General features: G+C 73.1%; 20 protein-coding genes. 12 read left to right on the plus strand and 8 right to left on the minus strand.

All coding sequences use genetic code 11. The annotated features are described in order from the left end of the window. Positions 1-61: 61 nt before the first annotated feature. The 4 genes from sdhA to MKK55_RS06475 form a co-directional block, all read right to left on the minus strand. The gene (gene sdhA, locus MKK55_RS06460; RefSeq protein ID WP_147727561.1) at positions 62-1879 is read right to left on the minus strand and encodes a succinate dehydrogenase flavoprotein subunit; all 1818 of its coding nucleotides are present in this window, start codon (positions 1877-1879) and stop codon (positions 62-64) included. Between the two features lie 31 nt (positions 1880-1910). Next, complete coding sequence (gene sdhD / locus MKK55_RS06465; RefSeq protein WP_147727560.1) at positions 1911-2330, minus strand: succinate dehydrogenase, hydrophobic membrane anchor protein; 420 nt, start codon at positions 2328-2330, stop codon at positions 1911-1913. 12 nt (positions 2331-2342) lie between these two features. Continuing rightward, positions 2343-2744 carry a succinate dehydrogenase, cytochrome b556 subunit gene (gene sdhC / locus MKK55_RS06470; RefSeq protein ID WP_147843280.1) on the minus strand — a complete coding sequence of 134 codons (402 nt, stop codon included), beginning with the start codon at positions 2742-2744 and terminating at the stop codon, positions 2343-2345. A 187-nt stretch (positions 2745-2931) separates the two neighbouring features. After that, positions 2932-4233, minus strand: a complete 1302-nt coding sequence (locus tag MKK55_RS06475) for an SLC13 family permease (protein WP_243933828.1) — start codon at positions 4231-4233, stop codon at positions 2932-2934. A 193-nt stretch (positions 4234-4426) separates the two neighbouring features. Here MKK55_RS06475 and MKK55_RS06480 point away from each other — a divergent pair, with 193 nt between their 5' ends. The 3 genes from MKK55_RS06480 (at position 4427) to MKK55_RS06490 (ending at position 8467) form a co-directional block, all read left to right on the plus strand. After that, the gene (locus MKK55_RS06480; RefSeq protein WP_187275534.1) at positions 4427-5323 is read left to right on the plus strand and encodes a LysR substrate-binding domain-containing protein; all 897 of its coding nucleotides are present in this window, start codon (positions 4427-4429) and stop codon (positions 5321-5323) included. A gap of 196 nt (positions 5324-5519) precedes the next feature. Then, the gene (locus tag MKK55_RS06485; RefSeq protein WP_243933829.1) at positions 5520-6707 is read left to right on the plus strand and encodes an FAD-dependent oxidoreductase; all 1188 of its coding nucleotides are present in this window, start codon (positions 5520-5522) and stop codon (positions 6705-6707) included. Positions 6708-6778: 71 nt separating this feature from the next. Next, positions 6779-8467, plus strand: coding sequence for a thiamine pyrophosphate-binding protein (locus MKK55_RS06490; RefSeq protein WP_243933831.1), 1689 nt, complete (start codon positions 6779-6781; stop codon positions 8465-8467). A 13-nt stretch (positions 8468-8480) separates the two neighbouring features. Here the strand turns inward: MKK55_RS06490 and MKK55_RS06495 are convergent, their stop codons facing one another. Then, positions 8481-9461, minus strand: a complete 981-nt coding sequence (locus tag MKK55_RS06495) for a quinone oxidoreductase family protein (protein WP_243933833.1) — start codon at positions 9459-9461, stop codon at positions 8481-8483. 94 nt (positions 9462-9555) lie between these two features. Between MKK55_RS06495 and MKK55_RS06500 the strand changes: the two genes are divergently transcribed. Both MKK55_RS06500 and MKK55_RS06505 read left to right on the plus strand, forming a co-directional pair. Next, complete coding sequence (locus MKK55_RS06500) at positions 9556-10728, plus strand: alanine racemase (RefSeq protein WP_147859138.1); 1173 nt, start codon at positions 9556-9558, stop codon at positions 10726-10728. Between the two features lie 8 nt (positions 10729-10736). After that, positions 10737-11135: a RidA family protein gene (locus MKK55_RS06505; RefSeq protein WP_147729782.1), complete on the plus strand. Its 399-nt coding sequence runs from the start codon at positions 10737-10739 to the stop codon at positions 11133-11135. A 358-nt stretch (positions 11136-11493) separates the two neighbouring features. Here MKK55_RS06505 and MKK55_RS06510 read toward each other — a convergent pair whose 3' ends face one another. Together MKK55_RS06510 and MKK55_RS06515 are read right to left on the minus strand one after the other, a co-directional pair. Continuing rightward, positions 11494-12198, minus strand: a complete 705-nt coding sequence (locus MKK55_RS06510) for an SDR family NAD(P)-dependent oxidoreductase (protein WP_243933834.1) — start codon at positions 12196-12198, stop codon at positions 11494-11496. A gap of 73 nt (positions 12199-12271) precedes the next feature. Beyond that, positions 12272-12739, minus strand: coding sequence for a nucleoside deaminase (locus MKK55_RS06515; protein WP_243933835.1), 468 nt, complete (start codon positions 12737-12739; stop codon positions 12272-12274). Between the two features lie 159 nt (positions 12740-12898). Between MKK55_RS06515 and MKK55_RS06520 the strand changes: the two genes are divergently transcribed. The 7 genes from MKK55_RS06520 (at position 12899) to MKK55_RS06550 (ending at position 19859) form a co-directional block, all read left to right on the plus strand. Further along, entirely contained in the window at positions 12899-13075 is a 177-nt protein-coding gene (locus MKK55_RS06520) for a CsbD family protein (RefSeq protein ID WP_147729527.1), read from the plus strand. A 118-nt stretch (positions 13076-13193) separates the two neighbouring features. After that, on the plus strand, positions 13194-13370 hold the full coding sequence (locus MKK55_RS06525) for a DUF1328 domain-containing protein (RefSeq protein WP_147729528.1): 177 nt from the start codon (positions 13194-13196) through the stop codon (positions 13368-13370). Positions 13371-13510: 140 nt separating this feature from the next. Next, positions 13511-14131 (plus strand): LysE family translocator, encoded by a 621-nt coding sequence (locus MKK55_RS06530; protein ID WP_147844614.1) that lies wholly within the window; start codon positions 13511-13513, stop codon positions 14129-14131. Between the two features lie 49 nt (positions 14132-14180). After that, positions 14181-16376: a pseudouridine synthase gene (locus tag MKK55_RS06535; protein WP_243933836.1), complete on the plus strand. Its 2196-nt coding sequence runs from the start codon at positions 14181-14183 to the stop codon at positions 16374-16376. Further along, on the plus strand, positions 16373-16930 hold the full coding sequence (gene rsmD / locus MKK55_RS06540; protein ID WP_147844076.1) for a 16S rRNA (guanine(966)-N(2))-methyltransferase RsmD: 558 nt from the start codon (positions 16373-16375) through the stop codon (positions 16928-16930). Before MKK55_RS06535 ends, rsmD begins: the two co-directional genes overlap by 4 nt. Before the next feature lie 27 nt (positions 16931-16957). After that, on the plus strand, positions 16958-17920 hold the full coding sequence (locus tag MKK55_RS06545) for an NAD(P)-dependent oxidoreductase (RefSeq protein ID WP_243933837.1): 963 nt from the start codon (positions 16958-16960) through the stop codon (positions 17918-17920). A gap of 229 nt (positions 17921-18149) precedes the next feature. After that, on the plus strand, positions 18150-19859 hold the full coding sequence (locus MKK55_RS06550; RefSeq protein WP_243933839.1) for an IlvD/Edd family dehydratase: 1710 nt from the start codon (positions 18150-18152) through the stop codon (positions 19857-19859). Between the two features lie 15 nt (positions 19860-19874). On the opposite strand, the gene MKK55_RS06555 is transcribed toward MKK55_RS06550, so the two are convergent. After that, a partial coding sequence (locus MKK55_RS06555) for an ATP-binding protein (protein WP_243933841.1) occupies positions 19875-21284 on the minus strand: 1410 nt, incomplete at its 5' end.

Raw genomic sequence — 21284 nt, forward strand, 5'->3', positions numbered from 1 at the left:
AACGATCGGCAAGACGCATCGGGAACGCGGTCCCGCCGATCGGCTTTCCGAAGCGTGCAGCTTAGTAAACGCGCGCCTTCGGCTCGATGTACTGGATCTCGTTCGACATCGTGTAGGTGTGGACCGGGCGGTAATCGATGCTCACCCGGTGGGCACTCTCGTCGAGCCACGACAGGGTGTGCTTCATCCACTCCTTGTCGTTGCGGTCGGGGAAGTCCTCGCGGGCGTGCGCCCCGCGCGATTCCTCGCGGTTGGCGGCCGATTCCATGGTGACGACCGCCTGGCCGATCAGGTTGTCGAACTCGAGGGTCTCGAGCAGGTCGGTGTTCCAGACGAGCGACCGGTCGGTGATGCGGATGTCGGCGGATGCCGACCACACCTTGTGGATCAGGCCCTTGCCCTCCTCCAGCACCTCGCCGGTGCGGAACACGGCGCAGTTGTTCTGCATCGTCTTCTGCATCTCGAGGCGGAGGTCCGCGGTCGGCGTGGAGCCGTCGGCGTAGCGGAAGCGGTCGAGGCGGGTCAGCGCCTTGTCGGCGGAATCCTTGGCCAGGTCCATCGGCCGGCCGTTCGGCTCGACGATCTCGGCGCAGCGCTGGCCGGCGGCGCGGCCGAACACCACGAGGTCGATCAGCGAGTTCGAGCCGAGGCGGTTGGCGCCGTGCACCGAGACGCAGGCCGCCTCGCCGATCGCCATCAGGCCGGGCACGACGGTGTCGGGGTTGCCGTCGCGCAAGGTCAGCACCTCGCCGTGATAGTTCGTCGGGATGCCGCCCATGTTGTAGTGCACCGTCGGCAGCACCGGGATCGGCTCCTTGGTGACGTCGACGCCGGCGAAGATCTTGGCGGATTCCGAGATGCCCGGCAGGCGCTGGTGGAGGATCGCCGGGTCGAGGTGGTCGAGGTGCAGGAAGATGTGGTCGCCGCCCTTGCCGACGCCGCGGCCGGCCCGGATCTCCATGGTCATCGAGCGCGAGACCACGTCGCGCGAGGCGAGATCCTTGGCCGACGGGGCGTAGCGCTCCATGAAGCGCTCGCCCTCGGAATTCGTCAGGTAGCCGCCCTCGCCGCGGGCGCCCTCGGTGATCAGGCAGCCGGCGCCGTAGATGCCGGTCGGGTGGAACTGCACGAACTCCATGTCCTGCAGCGGCAGGCCGGCACGCAGCACCATGGCATTGCCGTCGCCGGTGCAGGTGTGGGCCGAGGTCGCCGAGAAGTACGAGCGGCCGTAACCGCCGGTGGCGAGGATCACCATCTGCGCGCGGAAGCGGTGGATCTCGCCGGTGGCCTGGTCCATGGCGATGACGCCGCGGCAGCGGCCCTCGTCGTCCATGATCAGGTCGAGGGCGAAGTACTCGATGAAGAAGTTGGTCTGGTTCTTCACCGCCTGCCCGTACAGGGTGTGGAGCATCGCGTGCCCCGTGCGGTCGGCGGCCGCGCAGGTGCGCTGCGCGGTGCCCTTGCCGTAATCGGTGGTCATGCCGCCGAACGGGCGCTGGTAGATCTTGCCCTCTTCCGTGCGCGAGAACGGCACGCCCCAGTGCTCGAGCTCGTAGACGGCCGCGGGAGCGTTGCGCACGAGATACTCGATCGCATCCTGGTCGCCGAGCCAGTCCGACCCCTTCACGGTGTCGTACATGTGCCAGCGCCAGTCGTCCGGGCCCATGTTGCCGAGCGAGGCCGAGATGCCGCCCTGCGCCGCCACCGTGTGCGAGCGGGTCGGGAACACCTTGGTGATGCAGGCGGTGCGCAGGCCCGCCTGGGAGCAGCCGACGGTGGCGCGCAGGCCCGCGCCGCCCGCGCCGACGACCACCACGTCGAAGGTGTGGTCGGTGATGGGATAGGCGGGTCCCTGCCCGTTCTGTCCGTTGGCGGCCATGGAAGGCTCCTTCAAGATCGCGAGTGGCAGGTCAGACGAGGCGGCCGAGCCCCACGCGCAGGATCGCGTAGAGGCAGGCTACGGCCACGACGACCGCGTAGAAGTTGTTGGCGAACACCGCGGCGATCTTCAGCCCCGGGCTGTGGACGTAATCCTCGATGATCACCTGCATCCCGAGACGCATGTGGATCGCGACCGAGGTCACGGCGAGGATCAGGACGATCGCGACGAAGGGGTGCGACACCAGGGCCACCGCCTCCGCGTAGGAGCGGCCGGCCATCAGCGCGATAATCACCACGAAGGCGAGCATCAGCGGCGCGTTGGCGGCGGCGGTCAGCCGCTGCATCCACCAATGCCCGACGCCGTGGTGGGCGACGCCGAGGCCGCGGACGCGGGCGCGGGGCGTGCGGATCGAGACCTGCGGGTTCTGGAGGATCTTGGCCTTGGCCATGGCGGGAACTCCTCAGCGCGCCAGAAGGGCGACGGCCCAGACGACGATGGTCAGCGTCGTTGAGCCGATCAGGGTGGCGCGGGCCAGCGCCATGCGCTTGTCGCGGTCGAAGCCGTATCCGGCATCCCACACGAAGTGCCGCAGGCCGCCCAGCATGTGGTGCAGCAGGATCCAGGTGTAGGCGAACAGCACGATCCGCCCGATCCAGGACCCGAAGAACCACGCCACCCAGGCGTAGGCCGCCGGGCCGGAGGCGAGCGCCACGAGCCAGATCGCGACGAGCGCGGTGCCGCCGTAGAGCGCCGTGCCGGTGACGCGGTGGAACACCGACATCGCCATCGTCCAGGTCCAGCGATAGATCTGGAGATGCGGCGAGAGCGGCTGGGCGACGGTGGGGCGTGCGGTGGGTGCCATCGTGCGGGAGGCCTCGTGTCGTTCTCGGAACCGGGTCGATCTTGGAATTGGACCGTCTCTAATCTGTAGCGCTAGAGGCCCGAGCGTTTCGCCGCAATGCGGCATGGCAGGACGGAGATGACGATTTCGTCGGGATATCGCCTGCCGCCGGGCACGGCGGGCGCCGTTCTCGCGACACGTATCCTTCTCATGGCAGTCGCCCGATCAGCCGCCACCAGAGGTAGTCGAGCGGCGCGGCGACCAGCAGCGTCGCGACCCCGTAGGCGAAGGTCGCGCGCGTCGCGTCCTTCAGCGACACGCCGCCGAGCTCGCGCGCGAACACGATGGGCGGCGCCTGATACGGGAAGAACAGCGTCGCGTAGCCGAGAACCTGCACCATCACCACGTCGAGCACAGGCCAGCCGCTGGCCTGTGCCATCTCGCCCGCCAGCGCCGTGTAGAGCGCGGGCGCGCCGTTGGCCGTGACCACGAGGGTGAGCGCCGTGGCGATGCCGGTCAGCACCGCGAAGTTCTGCACGGTCGCGCCCGGGCTCAGGGGCGCGACCGCCAGCAGCGCGTGGCCGAGCCGCTCGCCCAAGCCGGTCTCGTTGACGACCGCCACGAGGCCGAGCAGCGCGGCGATGTAGAAGCAGGTGCGCAGCGAGACCTGCGCGAAGGCGTCCGCCGGCAGCACGCCGATCCGCGGCATCAGGCAGATCACCGCGGCCGAGAGCCCGACCCAGGCCGGGGCGATGCCGTGCAGCCCGTCGGTCATCCATAGCGCCAGCGTGGCGAGGAGAATCGCGGCCAGCCGGCGCTCGGCGGGCGAGGCCGGGGGCAGGGCCGGCAGCGCCGCGGCACCGGATTCGAGCCGGTCGGGGAACAGCGTCACGAGGAGCGCCACGAGCAGCACGCCCTTCACCAGCGCCAGGACCGGCGCGTGCAGCCAGAGATAGGGCAGGTAGGTGAGGTGCAGGCCCTGGAGCCGCTCGGCCGCGCCGGCCATCACCAGGTTCGGCACGTTGGCGGGCAGGATCGCCGCCGACAGGATCGGGGTCGCGAGCCCGACCGCCATCACCGCGCCGATCCGGCCCTTCCGCCCGGGCGCCAGCCCGAACGCGTCGCAGAGCGACAGGGTCACCGGAATCATCAGCGCGATGCGCCCGAGGTTCGACGGCATCACGAAGGCGAGCAGGAAGCTGAACCCCACGAGCCCGGCGACGAGGCGCGGATAGGAGCCCGAGAGCCGGCCGCTCAGCCCCTGCGCCAGGCGTGCGCCGAGGCCGGTCCGCGTCATCGCGAGGCCGACCACCATCCCCGACATCACCAGCCAGAAGGCCGATGCCGCGAAGCCGGAGAACACCGTCGCCGCCGTGCCGAGCTTGAGCAGCATGGCGAGGGCGAAGAACAGCAGCGCGGTGACGATCTCGGGCAGCAGCGCCGTCGCCCAGAGGCCCATGCAGAGCACGAGCAGCGCGCCGGTCGCCCAGATCGTCGTCCCGCCTCCCATGCCGCCCTGCCCCTACCCTGTTCGATCCGCCCGATGGTTAGGGGCCCGATTGGAACGGTTCGCAATACGGATTTCCTTGATGGTGCCTTCGCGATCGGCGAAGGCTGAGTGTCGGGAGCATTCGTTTCGCAGTCGCTCGTGCATCGCGGTGGCGCCGGCAGCGGCTTCGCGGCCCGCGTAAGGAAGCCCGGCGATGATGCGCTTCGACCTGTCCGACCTCACCCTCTTCCGCCACGTGGTCGAGGCCGGCTCGATCACCCACGGGGCGGCGCGCGCGAACCTCGCGCTCGCCGCCGCCTCGACGCGGATCCGGGCAATGGAGACCTCGCTCGGCGCCGCCCTGCTCACCCGCACCCGTCTCGGCGTCACGCCGACCCCGGCCGGGCGGGCCTTGCTGGCGCATGCCCGCGGGCTGATCGCCGCGATCGAGCGGATGCAGGGCGAGCTCTCGGCCTTCTCCGGCGGCACGGTCGGGCAGATCCGGGTCCTGGCCAACACCAACGCGCTCACCGAATTCCTGCCGGATGCGCTGGCCGCCTACCTGGCGAAGAACCCCGGGGTCAGCGTCGAGATCGACGAGCACACCTCGGACGAGATCGTCGGCCTCGTCGCGGACGGGCAGGCCGACCTCGGCATCCTGTCGGGCACGGTCGACACCGGCGACCTCGAGACCTTCCCGTTCCGGCAGGACCGCTTCGTGCTGGTGGCGGCGCGCGGGCACGCCCTGGCCGGGCGCGGGGCGGTCGCCTTCGCCGAGGTGCTGGCGCACGACCTCGTCGGTCTCGACCGGGCGAGCGCGCTCACCCGGTTTCTCGCCGACAAGGCGGCGCGCGTCGGGCGCCCGATGCGCCTGCGCGTGCAGCTGCGCGGGTTCGACGCCGTCTGCCGCCTCGTCGATGCCCGCGTCGGCGTCGGCATCGTGCCCGAGAGCATGGCCCGGCGGGTCGCCCGCGGCCTCGACATCGCCGTCGTGCCGCTGGTCGAGCCGTGGGCGACGCGCGCCCTGACCCTGTGCCTGCGCAGCTACGAAGGCTTGCCGACCTTCGCGCAGGAATTCGTGACGCACTTGCGCGACGGTCGCGACGCCTGAACAGACCGCACCATGTCGTCGTCGATGAAAGCGCGGCGCGATCTCTACCTTCGGTAGAACATTGCCACGATGTTTCTCGCTGGTCACGAAGGGTTGATCGCAAAGAACTACGCAAGGGTCTTCTTTTCGGGATGGTTGCGACTTCTGTACCGTGCGGGCGTGTCGAAGGCGCCCCTGCCGGAGGGATGTGCTCGCCATGCCTGCTCAGACGGACTGCTTCGATGTCGTGGTGATCGGCGCCGGCCTGGCCGGAACCTGCCTGGCCGGCCGCCTCGCCCGCGACGGCCGCAGCGTCGCGCTGATCGACACCCACGCCGTCCACCCGCACGATTTCCGCGCCGAGAAGTACGGCTCCGCGCAGATGTCGCTGTTCGAGTCCCTCGGGTTCGGCGCCGCCGCCCGCGGGTGCACCACAAGGACCGACACCGTCCGGGTCGTGCGCTTCGGCAGCCTCGCGCATTGGGAGCGCAACACCGAGTACGGCGCCGCCTATCCCGACCTGATCAACGCCCTGCGGGCCGACCTGCCCGCCGGGCTGCTCACCGTCGGCCGGGTCGCCGACCTCGATCTCGGCCCGGAGCGGCAGGTCGTCACCCTCGGCGACGGGCGCCGGTTCGCCGGCCGCCTCGTGGTGCTGGCGACGGGGCTCGGCGACGTGCTGCGCCGCAAGGCCGGGATCGTCCGGCGCGTGATCGGCGAACGCCACTCGCTGGCCGTCGGCTTCGACATGGCGGCGCCGCGCGACGCCTTCCCGTTTCAGGCGATGACCTACTTCTCCGAACGGTTCGGCGGGCGCGACGCCTACCTGACGCTGTTCCCGCTCGGCGAGACCATGCGGGCGAACCTGTTCGGCTACCAGCAGCCGAACGCCCCCTGGGCGAAGGCGTTTCGCGCCGAGCCGGAGGCGGCCCTGCGCGCGCTGATGCCGGGGCTCGCGGCCCATTGCCCGGACCTCGCCGTCGCCGGCTCGGTCGAGGTGCGCCCGATCGACCTGATGCGGGCCGAGGGCCACGTCCGCGACGGGGTGGTCCTCGTCGGCGACGCGTTCCAGACCGCGTGCCCGATTCCCGGGACCGGGATCGGCAAGGTGCTGACCGACGTGCGGCAACTGGCCGACGCCCACCTGCCGGGCTGGCTCGCGACGCCCGGCATGGGTGCCGACAAGGTCGCCGCGTTCTATGCCGACCCGGTCAAGGTCGCCTGCGACGCGGCGAGCCTGCGATCCAGCCTCTACGCCCGCGCGCTCGCCACCGAGACCGCCCTGCCCTGGGCGGTCCGCCGGGTGCGCAACCGCGTCGCGCGCCACGCGATCCGCTACGCGACGGGCGCCTCGCAGGGAGCGGTGCGCGCCGCCTCGGCGGTCGCGGCCCACCTGGCGCTCTGACCGCGCCGGACGGTTGCCCCGTGCGGCCATCGGCGTAGCCTCGGCCGCGCGACGGGACGGAAAGGACGGCCATGGCGATTGCGACGGTGGACGCGCTCGGAAGCCGCCGAGGGGCGATGGTGCTGCTCGAGGTGCTGCGCTCGGAGGGGGTCCGCTACATCTTCGGCAATCCCGGCACCACCGAGCTGCCGCTGATCGACGCGCTCACCGAGACCCCCGACATCGCCTACGTGCTGGCGCTGCAGGAGGCGAGCGCGGTGGCGATGGCCGACGGCTACGCGCATGCCGCGCGCCGGCCCGCCTTCCTCAACCTCCACACCGCCGGCGGCCTCGGCCACGGCTTCGGCAACCTGATCAACGCCCACGTCTCGGGCACGCCGCTGGTGGTGACGGCGGGCCAGCAGGATTCGCGTCACGCGATCACCGATCCGCTGCTGTTCGGCGACCTCGTCAGCCTCGCCACGCCCGCCGTGAAGTGGGCGCGCGAGGTCACCAACGCCGACCAGCTGCCGATCCTGCTGCGGCGCGCCTTCCACGACTGCTCGGCCGCGCCCTCGGGCCCGGTCTTCCTGTCGCTGCCGATGGACGTGATGGAGGCGATGACCGCCGCGCCCGCCGGCGGCGTCTCGACGATCGACCGCTGCGCCGTGGCGGGCTCGCTCGAGCGGCTCGCCGACTACCTCGCCGCGGTAGCGCCCGGGCGCCTCGCCGTCATCGCCGGCGACGAGATCGACGCCAGCGACGCCTCCGGCCAGGCCGTGGCGCTCGCCGACCTCCTCGGCGCGCCGGTCTACGGCTCGTCCTGGCCGGCCCACATCCCCTTCCCCACCGCGCATCCGCTCTGGGCCGGGAACCTGCCGACCAAGGCCACGGAGATCGCCGGCATCCTCGGCGCCTACGACGCGGTGTTCGCGCTCGGCGGCAAGTCGCTGATCACGGTGCTCTACACGGAAGGCTCGGCGGTGCCGGCCGGCACGCAGGTGTTCCAGCTCTCGGCGGACGTGCGCGACCTCGGGCGCACCTACGAGACCACCCTCTCGATGGTCGGCGACGTGCGCGCCTCCCTCGACGCGCTGCTGCCGCTCCTGAGGCCGCGCCTCGCGGAGCGGGCCGACGCCTATGCCGAGCTGCGGGTCGCGGCCGCGCGGATCTACGCGGCCCGTCGCGGAAAGCTGACCGAGGCGGCCGACGCCGCCTTCGCCGACCCGGTGATCGCGCCGCTGGTCGCCGCCCGCGAGATCGCCCGCGCCGTCGGCGCCGACACCGCCATCGTCGACGAGGCGCCGGCGACGATGGCGCATCTGCGCACCTTCCTGCACAGCGACAGGACGCACCAGTACGCCTCGATGCGCGGCGGCGTCCTGGGCTGGGGAATGCCGGCCTCGGTCGGCACCTCGCTCGGCCTCGACCGCGCGCCGGTGGTCTGCGTCGTCGGCGACGGCGCGGCGATGTACTCGCCCCAGGCGCTGTGGACCGCCGCCCACGAAGCGCTGCCGGTGACCTTCGTGGTGATCAACAACGCCGAGTACAACATCCTGAAGAATTACATGAAGTCGCAATCCCACTACGCGTCGGTGCGCGCCAACCGCTTCATCGCCATGGACCTCGTCGATCCGCGCATCGACTTCGTCGCGCTGGCCGCCTCGATGGGCGTGCCGGCGCGGCGCGTGACCCGGGCGGCCGACATCGCGGCGGCGATCGAGGATGGGATCCGGTCGGGCGCGCCGAACCTGGTCGAGGTGGTGGTGCGGGCGACCTGACGGGCGGCGTGCTTCACGGCAGCAGCAGGATCGATCCCGTCGTTTCGCGTGCCTCCGCCGCGCGGTGCGCCGCGACCGCCTCCGCGAGCGGGAACCGCGCGCCGATGCGCGCGACGATCGCCCCCGAGGCGATGGCGGCGAAGACCTCGGCCGCGTTGGCCCGCAGGTCCGCGGGGTCGGCATTGTGCGGAAACACCGACGGGCGGGTGAGGAAGAGGCAGCCCTTCTTGTTCAGCAGCTCCGGCTCGATCGCCGGCGCCGGCCCGGAGGCGGCGCCGTAGAGCACCACGAGGCCGAAGGGCGCGGCGAGGTCGAGCGAATGCAGGAAGGTGTCGCGGCCGACCGAATCGTAGACGACCCGCGCCTTGCGGCCGCCGGTGGCGGCGAGCAGCGCCTCGGGCCAGCCCCCTTGCGAATAGTCGATCGCCACGTCGCAGCCGGCCTCGCGCGCCACCGCGCACTTCTCCGCCGATCCCGCGGTGCCGACCACGGTGGCGCCGAGCGCCTTGGCCCAGCGGCACAGGATCTGCCCGACGCCGCCGGCCGCGGCATGGACCAGCACCATCTCGCCCGGCTGGACCGCATGGGTGCGCCGGAGCAGGTACTGCGCGGTCATCCCCTTGAACAGCAGGGCGGCGGCGTCCTCGTCCGAGACCGCGTCGGGGATCGCCACCAGCTTGTCCGCCGGCACGACGCGCCGGTCGGCGTAGCTGCCGAGGCCCGCGTTCATGTAGGCGACCCGGTCGCCGACCCGGAACCCCGCGACGCCCTCGCCCAGCGCCTCGATCCGCCCGGCGGCCTCGTGGCCGAGCCCGGTCGGCAGCGGCAGCGGGTAGACCCCCTTGCGCTGGTAGACGTCGATGAAGTTGAAGCCGATCGCAGTCTGGCGCAGGAGCACCGCGCCCGGTCCGGGCGGGGGCAGGTCGACGGCTTCGAGGCGCATCGCCTCGGGGGCGCCGAACGCTCGGAGGATGACGGCGTTCGCGTCTGTCATGGCGGTTCTCCGAGCCGGGCGACGGTCTCGACCACCTAGCCCTGCGCCCGGCATCTGCCTAGAAGGCCGGGACCGGAATCGGAAAGGGGTCGCGATGGCCGTCACCGACGTCGCCGCGGATTCGCTCGCCGCCCTCGACACCCCCTGCCTGCTCCTCGACGAGGCGCGCCTGACCGCCAACGTCGCGCGGATGCGGGCGCGGCTCGCCGGCCTCGGCGTCGCCTTCCGGCCCCATCTCAAGACGGCGAAGTCCCTCGACGTGGCGCGCCGCGCGATGACCGGCCCGCGCGGGCCGGCCATGGTCTCGACGCTGCGCGAGGCCGCCTACTTCGCCGAGGGCGGCGTCACCGACCTCACCTACGGCGTCGGCATCGCGCCGCAGAAGCTCGATCGGGTCGGCGGCATCCGCCGGCAATACGGGGCCGACCTCGCGATCGTCCTCGACAGCGTGGCGCAGGCCGAGGCCGTCGCGGCGTGGGTGGCGGCCAACCGCGATCCCGTCTGCGCGCCCCTGCCCGTCCTGATCGAGGTCGACGCCGACGGGCACCGCTCGGGGGTCGCGCCGGACGACGCCGGGACGCTGACGGCGATCGGCCGCGTCCTCGTCGCCGGGGGCGCGGTGCTGCGCGGGGTGCTGCTGCATGCCGGCGACAGCTACGGCCTGAGCGAGCCTGAGCGGATCGCGGCGGCGGCGGAGGTCGAGCGCGCGGCCGGCGTCGCGGCGGCCGGGCACCTGCGGGCCGCCGGCCTCCCCTGCCCCGTGGTCAGCATCGGCTCGACCCCGACCGCGCGGTTCGCCGAGGCGCTCGACGGCGTGACCGAGGTGCGGGCCGGCGTCTTCATGTTCGGCGACTTGTTCCAGGCTGGCATCGGCACCTGCGCAACCGGGGACATCGTCCTGTCGGTGCTGGCGACGGTGATCGGGCACCAGCGCGCGAAGGGCTGGATCATCGTCGACGCCGGATGGATGGCGCTGTCGCGCGACCGCGGCACCGCGCGCCAAGCCGTCGACCAGGGCTACGGGATCGTCTGCGATCCGGCGGGGACGCCCTATCCCGACCTGATCGTGCGCGACGCCAACCAGGAGCACGGCATCGTCGCCCTCCGCCCCGGATCCGCCGCCGCGCTGCCGGACCTTGCCTTGGGCGCGCGCCTGCGCATCCTGCCCAACCATGCCTGCGCCACCGCCGCGCAGCACGGAAGCTACCACGTGCTCGACGCCGCCGGGCGCGTCTCCGCCACGTGGCCCCGCATCGCCGGCTGGTGATCCTCCCCATGACAGATCCGATCGAGCGCATCGCGACGAAGGCCGTGCCGGAGCCCGCCGGGCACTATGCCCAGGCGACGGCATGGCGCGACCTCGTCTTCGTCTCGGGCCAGCTCGGGCCCCGCCCCGACGGCAGCCATACCTTCGACCGCCCGTTCGAGGAGCAGGCCCGGCAGGCGCTGGCCAACGTGCTCGCCATCCTCGGCGCGGCCGGATGCGGCCCGGAGCGCGTGCTCAAGGTCACCGCCTACCTGGTCGGCGTCGAGAACTGGCCGGCCTTCGATCGGATCTACGCGGAGATGTTCGGCGCGGCCCGCCCCGCCCGCGCCGTGGTGCCGGTGCCGGGCCTGCACCACGGCTACCTCGTCGAGATCGAGGCCGTCGCCGCGCGCCCGGACCCGGCCTGAGCCGACCCATCGCAGCCGTTTACCGATCGCCGGGGGCATCCCCCAAACGGGTGATGTGCGGGTCGTCGGAATCGCGGTGTTCTCTCGTGTCCGAGCCTGACGAGGGAGCCCGACATGCGAAACCGCCAGGATTTTCCGATCTGGACGCGAAACCGGGCGCAGCGTCACGCCGCGCGCGGCTGCAGCCGGCTCGTGGTCGGCCTGATCCTCCGGCCGGGCCGCCGGCGGCCGTCGCCCCCGGTCGCGGACGGGCGTCCCTCGAACGTCCTGCCGTTTAAGATCCCCGCGACCGCGCAACCTTTCCGGCCCCCGCCGGCGCCGGTGGGCGACCTGCGGCACGGGTGAGGCCGCAGGTCTCTCAGAACCGCTCGACCCAGGGGCGCAGCTCCAGCTCCTGGGTCCAGGCGCTGCGATCCTGGCGCAGCACGTCGCGGTAGCTGCGGGCGATGGCCTCCGGGTCGAGGTGGCTGTCGGGGGCATCCAGCGCCTCGGGCGCGCGGGCGGGGTTCCGGATCGCGCCGTCGATGACGAAGTGGGCCACGTGGATGCCCTGCGGCTGCAGCTCGCGCGACAGGCTCTGGGCCAGGCCGCGCAGGGCGAACTTGCCCATGGCGAAGGCCGACGAGCCGGCGAACCCCTTCACGCTCGCCGAGGCGCCGGTGAGCAGGATCGCGCCGTGCCGGGCCGGCAGCATGCGCCGGGCGGCCGCCTGCGCCACCAGGAACCCGCCGAAGGCCGAGACGGCGAGCGCCTGGGCGACGGCCGCCGGGTCGAGCTCCGCGATCGCGCCGCGCACGCGCCCGCTGGCGTTGTAGACCACCACGTCCGGCGGGCCGCCGAGCGCCGGCTCGATCGCGGCAAACAGCGCCTCGACGTCGTCCGGCCGGCTCGCGTCGCAGGCGTGGACCGCCGCGCCGGTCTCGCGGGCGAGCGCGTCGAGCTTGCCGACGTCGCGGGCCGCCAGCCCGACCCGCAGGCCGTCGGCGGCGAGTTGTCGGGCGAGCGCCGCGCTGAGGCCCGAGCCGGCCCCGACGATCAGGGCGCGATGATAGGTCGGTCTCATGGAGGCGGCTTCCGGGTTGTTCGACGGGGCAACGTCGGGCGGGCGGGGCCGGTTCGCGCGCAGGGGCGACGGGTCAGTCCCGCCGCTCGCGGAAGAAGGCGCGCAGCAGTGCCGCCGCCTCGTCCTCGCGGAAGCCGCCATACACGTCCGGCGCGTGGTGGCAGGTCGGATGGTTGAACACGCGTGCGCCGTTCTCGACCCCGCCGCCCTTGGGGTCGGCGGCGCCGTAATAGAGCCGCCGGATCCGCGCGAAGCCGATCGCGCCCGCGCACATCGGGCACGGCTCCAGGGTCACGTAGAGGTCGCAGCCCGGCAGCCGGTCGTCGCCGAGGGCGGCGCAGGCGGCGCGGATCGCCAGGATCTCCGCATGCGCCGTCGGATCGTTGAGCGCCCGCGGCCGGTTGTGCGTCACCGCCAGCACGACGTCGCCGCGCACGATGACGGCACCGACCGGCACCTCGCCAGCCTCCGCCGCGCGGCGCGCCGCGGCGAAGGCGAGATCGAACGGCGACGTCTTCGCGGGAGGGATCGAGTGGGGCACGAGGACGTTCCTAGCCGCCGGCACCGCCGCCGCAAAGCGCGCCGCACCGGCCGGCACATCGACCACCGTCCGAGGAATGTTAATCGGCGGAACATTCAGCCGGGGCCGGCCGTTTCTCATCCAACGCGGCACGGCCGCATTCAGGATGAGGAGCCGGCGATGAGCAGCACCACCGACAAGATCAAGGGCGCCGCCAACGAGGCGGTCGGCAAGGCCAAGCAGGGCATCGGCAACGCGACGGACAACGCGAACCTGAAGGCCGACGGCGCCGCGCAGGAAGCCAAGGGCAAGGCCGAGGGCGTCAAGGGCGACGTGAAGTCGGCCGTCGGCAAGTAAGCCTCGCAGCAACGCATCCCCCGGTGCGGATGCGGGTTTCGTTCCGCATCGGGGTTCGGTCGGCCGGTCGGTGCGTCCCCCGGCCTTGCATCAACGCATTCGTTTCCAGGAGGTCTGCATGATCGGTTGGGCCATCACCTTTCTCGTGGTCGCGTTGGTCGCGGCGCTCCTCGGCTTCGGCGGCATCGCCGGGACGGCGATGGAGGCGGCCAAGATCGTCTTCTTCGTGGCCATCGCCCTGTTCCTGGTCTCCGCCGTGTTCGGCGTGATGCGCGGACGCGCGCCGCGGCTCTGACCGGCCGGACTAGTTCTGCGTTGTGAGAAGGGCGGCCCGGATCGGGCCGCCCTTCTCGCGTTCCAGGGTGCACTGGGCGGGGTGCATTGGAACGCGTGCGGGCGTAGCCTCAGGTGCCCTCACCTCACCCTGTCCGGTCCATGAATCCCCAAACCTGGGCGCTCTTCCTCTGCGCCGTCTTCCTGCTTTCCGGCACCCCCGGCCCGAACATGCTGCACGTGATGACGCGCAGCCTTCGCTTCGGCCTCGGAGCCAGCCTGTTCGCCATGGCCGGGTGCCTGTCGGCCGTGGTGCTGGTGCTCTGCGCCTCGGCGACGGGGCTGGGCGCCGTGCTCGCCGCCTCGCCCAACCTGTTCGCAGGGCTGCGCTATGCCGGCGTCGCATACCTGGTCCTCCTCGGGATTCAGGCGTGGCGCGGGGCCGGCGGGGTGCCGCAGGTCGGAACGGGACCGATCGCCCCCTCCGCCGGCGGCCTGTTCCGGGGCGGGTTCCTGATCGGGGCGAGCAACCCGAAGCTCCTGCTGTTCGCGGCGGCGTTCCTGCCGCAATTCATCGATCCCGCCGCGGATCAGGGGTTGCAGCTGACGATCCTGGTCGCGACCTTCGCCGCCGCCGAGGCGTTCTGGTATGCCGTCTACGCCCTCGGCGGCCGGCAGCTCGCGCGCCATCTCGCCAGGCCTGCGCTGCGGCGCCTGTTCGACCGGGCCACCGGTGCGATCTTCGTCGGCTTCGGGCTCGGCCTGCTGGCCGGACGCCCCTGAGCGACGATCCGTCTCGCGCGGCGGGGCCCGCTCTGTTATGGGCTTGCCGATGAGCGACAATCCGACCACCCCCTCCGCGGACGAGCCCGTCCGCGGTCCCGAGACGACGCAGGCGCCCGAGACCCCGGCGAACGCCGAGCCCGCACGCCGTGAGGCGGCCTCTCAGGACGAGCCTTCCCGTCCAGAGCCTTGGAGCCCGGCCACCGACGCCAACGTCCGGTCCGCGGACGACGAGGCGCCGCGGGAGCGCGTGGCCCGCGACCGACCCAAGGACCGGCACGCCAACGAGCGCCCGGCCAAGGAGAAGGTTTCGAAGGAGCGCGGCGGCGACGCCCCCCTGCGCCGCCGCCCGGCCGCGGCCGAGCCGACCCCGGCAGCGTCGGCCCCCGTCGATGAGGCCGAGCTCGAGGATCTCGAGGCCGCCGCGCCGGAGGCCACGGCTTCCGAGATCGCGGCCCCCGAGACCGCGCCGGCGAAGGCCGCCCCCGCTGCGCCCGAGACCTACGAGGGCGAGCGCATCGCCAAGGCGATCGCCCGCGCCGGCATCGCCTCGCGCCGCGACGTCGAGGCGATGATCGCGGAAGGCCGCATCACGCTGAACGGCCGCGTGCTCGACACGCCGGCGATCAACGTGACGGATTCCGACGCCATCACCGTCGACGGCGAGCCGCTGCCGACGCGCGAGCGCACCCGGCTCTGGATCTTCCACAAGCCGCGCGGCCTCGTCACCACGGCGCGCGACCCGGAAGGGCGCCAGACCGTGTTCGAGGTGATGCCCGAGGAGATGCCGCGCGTCGTCGCCATCGGCCGCCTCGACATCAACACCGAAGGCCTGCTGCTGCTGACCAACGACGGCGGCCTCGCCAAGGTGATCGCCCATCCCGATACCGGCTGGCTGCGCCGCTACCGCGTGCGTGCCTTCGGCGACATCACGCAGATGGAGCTCGACCAGCTGCGCAAGGGCGTGACCATCGACGGCATGGAATACGGCCCGGTCGAGGCGACCCTCGATCGCGTCAGCGGCGACAACGTTTGGCTGACGCTCGGCCTGCGCGAGGGCAAGAACCGCGAGGTTAAGCGCATCCTCGAGCATCTCGGCCTGTCGGTGAACCGGCTGATCCGGCTGTCGTTCGGGCCGTTCCAGCTCGGCGACCTCGAGGTCGGGCTGACCGAGGAGATCAAGACCAAGGTCCTGAAGGAGCAGCTCGGCAAGGGCCTCGCGAGCCAGGCCGGCGTCGACTTCGCGAGCCCGGTGCGCGAGCCGATCGCGCCCTTCGGCGGCCCGAAGAAGGAGGCCCAGGCCGAGCGCTCGCGCCGGGACGAGGCGCCCCGCGGCCGCGCGCCCTCCGGCGGGCGCCCGGTGCGCCCGGCCGCGCCGGCCCGCGTGCCCACCGGCGGCATGGGCGCCGGTCCGCGCCGGTCCGTCTGGCGCGCCGGCGAATCCGACAATCCGGAGGGCTTCCGGCCCTCCAAGGTGCCGCGCCGCGGCGCCGACCCGAAGGCCGAGCGGGCGGCGGCCGCCGAGAGCCGCGGGCGCGAGCGCGTCGGGGCGATCAACACCGGCGACCGGCGCGTCCTCGTCGAGCGGCTGTCGGCGAGCCCGGCGCCCGCCGAGGAGGCGCAGCCGCAGCGCCGCTACGCCCGCGACGAGAACGGCGCGAAGCCGCAGCGCCGGCGCGACGACCGCGACGCGGGCGCCCGCCCGGAGCGGCCCTACACCCCGCGCTTCAACGAGGGCGCGGATCGCGGGCCCCCGCGCAGCGATCGCGGCACGGGGTTCCGCGGGCAGGAGTCCGGCGAGCGCCCGCGCGGCGACCGCGGTGAATCGCGTGGGTACCAGGGCGAGCGCCGGGACGGCGGCCGCGCCGAGGGCGTCCGCCCGGAGGGGCGCGGCTACCAGGGCAAGAAGCCGGCCGGGCAGCCGGGCGATCGACCCGGCGGGTTCGGCGGCAAGCCCAGCGGATTCGGTGCGAAGCCCGGCGGCTTCGGCGGAAAGCCGTCGGGCGGCTTCGGCGGCAAGCCCGGCGGCGAGCGCGAGACCGGCTACAAGGGCCGCGTCGAGGGCAGCTTCAAGCCGCGCGGCGAGGGCGGGTTCAAGGGCGGCCAGGGCCGACCCGGCGGCGGGGCCGGTCGTCCGGCGGGCGGCAAGCCCGGCGGGTTCGGGGGCAAGCCGTCCGGCGGGTTCGGTGCGAAGCCCGGCGGCCGGCCCGGCGGCGGCCGTCCGCCCGGCCGCGGCGGGCGGTGAGGATCGTCGGCGGGGATTGGCGCGGCCGGCGCCTCGCCACCCCGCGCTCCGACGCGATCCGCCCGACCTCGGACCGCCTGCGGGAGGCGTTGTTCAACGTTCTGGCCCACGCCTACGACGACGCGGTGCCGGGCGCCCGCATCCTCGACCTGTTCGCCGGCACCGGCGCGCTGAGCTTCGAGGCCCTGTCCCGCGGCGCGGCCTACGCGCTGCTGGTCGACGAGGGGGCGGAGGCGCGCGGCGTCATCCGCGAGAACATCGAGCAGTTCGGCGCCGAGGGGCGCACCCGCCTGTTCCGGCGGGACGCGACCAAGCTCGGCCCCTCGGGCACCACCGGTCGCTTCTCCCTGGTGTTCTGCGATCCGCCCTACGGCCGCGACCTGGCGCCCGCAGCGCTGACGGCGGCCGCGCAGGGCGGCTGGCTGACGCCCGACGCCCTGGTGGTGATCGAGGAATCCGCCGACGCGGTCGTTGCTCTGCCGGCGGGGTTCACCGACCTGGAACGGCGGATCTACGGCGACACGGCGGTCACGCTGGCGCGCTTCACGGGCTGAAATGCCCAAGGCGAGAAAGGCCGTTCCTTGACCCCCCTGCCCCTCGTCCTCCTCACCAACCCGATCCACCCCGACGCGGTCGCGATGCTGGCGCCCCATGCCCGCGTCGTCGTCGCCCCCGACACGGCGGCGTCCTCCCTGCGGGCGCTCGCCCCCGACGCCGCCGGGATGATCGTGCGCGCGCAGCTGCCCGACGACATCCTCGACCACGCGCCGAAGCTTCGCGGCATCGTCCGCCACGGCGTCGGGCTGGACTTCGTGCCGCTGGCGGCCGCCACTGCCCGCGGGATCCCGGTGGCGAACCTGCCCGGCAGCAACACCGGGGCGGTGGCCGAGTACGTCCTCTCCGCCCTCCTCGCCCTGCGGCGGCGGCTCGCCGAGGTCGATGCCGGCCTGCGCCGGGACGGCTGGCTCGCGGCCAAGACCCGCGCCAACGACCTCGCCGAGATCGGCGGCACCACGCTCGGCATCCTCGGGATGGGCGAGATCGGCCGCCGCGTCGCGGGAATCGCCCGCCACGGCTTCGGCCTGCGCGTGCTCGGGGCGTCGCGGACCGCATCGGACCATGGCGGGCTCGTCGAGCCGGTGGACGTCGCGACGCTGTTCTCGGGCAGCGACGCGGTGGTGATCGCCTGCCCGCTCACCGACGCCACGCGCGGGCTGGTCGACGCCGCGCTGATCGGGCGGATGCGCCCGGGTGCGGTGCTGATCAACGTCGCCCGCGGGCCGATCGTCGTGACCGACGCGGTGGTGGCGGCGCTGAACGCGGGCCGGCTCGGCGGCGCGGCGCTCGACGTGTTCGAGCATCAGCCGCTGGCGCCCGACCATCCGCTCCACGCCTGCCCGAACCTGCTGCTGACGCCGCACGTCGCCGGAACCACCGCCACGAGCCTGCGCGCGATGGGCCTCGGGGCGGTGGAGGAGATGCTCAGGATCCTGTCCGGCGAGCGGCCGCGGAACCTCGTGAACCCGGCCGCGCTGGAACGCTGACGGCTGGCGGTGCGCGCGCGGAGGCGGGCGCACACGGCGCTTGGGAGCCGTGACATCGCGCGGGTCCCTTCTCCCATGGGGGAGAAGGACAGGATGAGGGGCGTGAGCCTCCGGAGAGGTCACGCCTCTCACTTCAATCCTCTCCCCATGGGAGAGGGAGCCGGGCGGCCCCCGATCCGAAACCGAGCCGCCGAGTGTGTGAACCTGCATCGGAGCGAGGAACGGCACGATGAGCAAGGGTCTGCGAAAGGGTCTCACCAGCTACGGCGATGCCGGGTTCTCGCTGTTCCTGCGCAAGGCCTTCATCAAGGCGGCGGGCTATTCCGACGACGCCCTCGACCGGCCGATCGTCGGCATCACCAACACGGCCAGCGACTTCAATCCATGCCACGGCAACGTGCCGGCGCTGATCGAGGCGGCCAAGCGCGGTGTCATGCTCGCCGGCGCGATGCCGATGGTGTTCCCCACCATCTCGATCCACGAGAGCTTCGCGCACCCGACCTCGATGTTCCTGCGCAACCTGATGGCGATGGAGACCGAGGAGATGATCCGCGCCCAGCCGATGGACGCGGTGATCGTCATCGGCGGCTGCGACAAGACCCTGCCGGCCCAGATCATGGCTGCGGCCAGCGCCGACCTGCCGACGGTGGTGATCCCGACCGGGCCGATGGTGGTGGGCCACCACAAGGGCGAGGTTTTGGGCGCCTGCACCGATTGCCGCCGGCTCTGGAGCGCGCACCGCGCCGGCCAGCTCGACGAGGCCGAGATCGCCGCCGTCGAGGGCCGGCTCGCGCCCTCCGTCGGCACCTGCATGGTGATGGGCACGGCCAGCACCATGGCCTGCATCGCCGAGGCGCTCGGCCTGTCGCTGCCGATGTCAGCGACGATCCCCGCGCCGCACGCCGAGCGCATCCGGCTCGCCGAGGCCAGCGGCCGGCGCGCCGCCGAGATGGCGGTCTCGGGCGGTCCCCGCCCGAGCGAGCTCCTGACGCCGGACGCGTTCCGCAACGCGCAGGTGGTGCTCCAGGCGATCGGCGGCTCGACCAACGGGCTGATCCACCTCACCGCCATCGCCAACCGCACGCCGCACGGAATCGACCTCGACGCCTTCGACCGGCTCGGCCGTGCGGTGCCGGTGCTGGTCGACCTGAAGCCGTCCGGCGACCACTACATGGAGCACTTCCACCATGCCGGCGGCGTCCCGAAGCTGATGGCGCAACTCGGGGACCTGATCGACCTCGACGCCGGGACGGTGGCCGGCGGGACGCTCCGCGACGTGGCCGCGGCGGCCGAGGACGTCCCGGGCCAGACGGTGATCCGGTCGCGGGACAACCCGATCAAGCCGCTGGGCGCGATGGCGGTGCTGCGCGGCAACCTCGCGCCGCGGGGCGCCGTGATCAAGCACAGCGCCGCGAGCCCGGCGCTGCTCCAGCACGAGGGCCGCGCGGTGGTGTTCGCCTCGATCCCCGACATGACCGCGCGGATCGACGATCCCGACCTCGACGTCGGCCCCGACGACGTGCTCGTCCTGCAGAGCGCGGGCCCCAAGGGCGCGCCCGGCATGCCCGAGGCCGGCTACCTGCCGATCCCGAAGAAGATCCTCGCCGCTGGGGTGAAGGACATGGTCCGCATCTCCGATGCGCGGATGAGCGGCACCGCCTTCGGCACGATCGTGCTGCACGTCACCCCGGAATCGGCCGACGGCGGCCCGCTCGGGCTCGTCCGCACCGGCGACCGCATCCGCCTCGACACGGCGGCCCGTCGCATCGATCTCCTGGTGGACGACGCCGAGCTGGAGCGGCGCCGGTCCGAGGCGGGTCCGGCCGAGCGCCCGGCCTGGGCCGCCCGCGGCTACGCGCGCCTGCTCTACGAGACGGTCGAGCAGGCCGACGCGGGCTGCGACTTCGGTTTCATGCGCGCGGCGCCGGAGACCGGCTGAACGCCGCGACCGGCGTCAGCGTCCCGCCCCCGGCAGGACGACCTCCGCGCGCAGGCCCCCTTGCGGCAGGTTGTGCAGCCGGATCTCGCCGCCATGCGCGCGGATCGCCGAGCGCGCGATGGCGAGCCCGAGGCCGGTGCCGCCGGTCTCGTCGCTGCGCGAATCGTCGAGCCGGGCGAAAGGCTCGAACATCGCCTCGACCCGGTCGGCAGGGATGCCCGGCCCGTCGTCCTCGACCCGGATGCGCACGTCCGCGCCGTCGCGATCGAGCGCGAGGCGCGCGCGTCGCCCGTAGCGGACCGCATTCTCGACGAGGTTGTCGAGCGCCCGCCTCAGGGCGTCGGGCCGGCCGGCGAAGGGAAGGGCTTCTGGGGCCGACAGGGTGACGTCGCGGCCGAGCGCGGCGTGGTCCGAGGCCAGCGTGCGGGCGAGCTCGGCGAGGTCGAGGGGGCCGCTCGCCTGCGAGGCGGCGTCGTCGCGGGCGAAGGACAGCGTCGCCTCCACCATCCGCTTCATGTCGCCCAGCGTCCGCACCATGCCGGCGCGGAGGTCCTCGTCCTCCACCATCTCCGCGCGCAGCCACAGCGAGGCGATCGGCGTGCGCAGGTCGTGGCTGACGGCGGCGAGCATCCGGGTGCGATCGTCGACGTAGGCCCGGAGCCGTGCCTGCATCCGGTTGAAGGCGATCGTCATCGTCCGCAGTTCCGCGGGGCCCGATTCCGGCAACGGCGCGACCATCGTGCCGCGCCCGGCCTCCTCGGCGGCCTGCGCCAGGGCTGTCACCGGCCCGACCACCCCGCGCAGCCCGAGACCGACCACGGCGAGCACGGCGACGACGCTGGCGGCGATCTGGAACAGGCCGATGCGCATCCAGGGCGGCGTCGGCAGCGCGACCGGCGCCTCGCCGTTGAGCCAGCGCCCGTCGGCGAGGTGCACCGAGACCTGGAGTGCCTCCGGCTTGGCCCGGCGCCCCTCGGCCGGCGGGTCGTCGGCGACGTCGGCGACGTCGCGCCTGACCGAGTCGCGCTTGACCAGGAGCAGGCGCGCCTCGGTCGCATCCGCCTGCAGGCGGCGGTCGAGGCCGTGCGCCAGCCGGGCCTCGTCGGCGTCCATTGCCCCGTCGGGGACGAGGCTCGCCGGGCCGATCGAGAAGTGGTGCCTGGGCGAGTTGAAGGCCGCGATGGTGCCTGGGACGGCGTCCGCCGGCACCGTGTCGAGCAGGCGGACGAGGATGGCGATGCGGTCGATCACCTGGGTGCGGCCGGCGGCGCGCCCGACGCGGGTCGCCTCGCTCGCGAACATCGCGAAGGCCGCGGCCTGCGCGGCCACCACCGCCAGCACCAGGAGCAGCGCCAGCCGCCAGACGAGCGAGCGCGGCACGAGGCGGCTCACCGGACCTCCCGCACGTCGGTGGCGAAGACGTAG

The organism is Methylobacterium sp. J-059 (assembly GCF_022829485.1).
GTDB lineage: Bacteria > Pseudomonadota > Alphaproteobacteria > Rhizobiales > Beijerinckiaceae > Methylobacterium.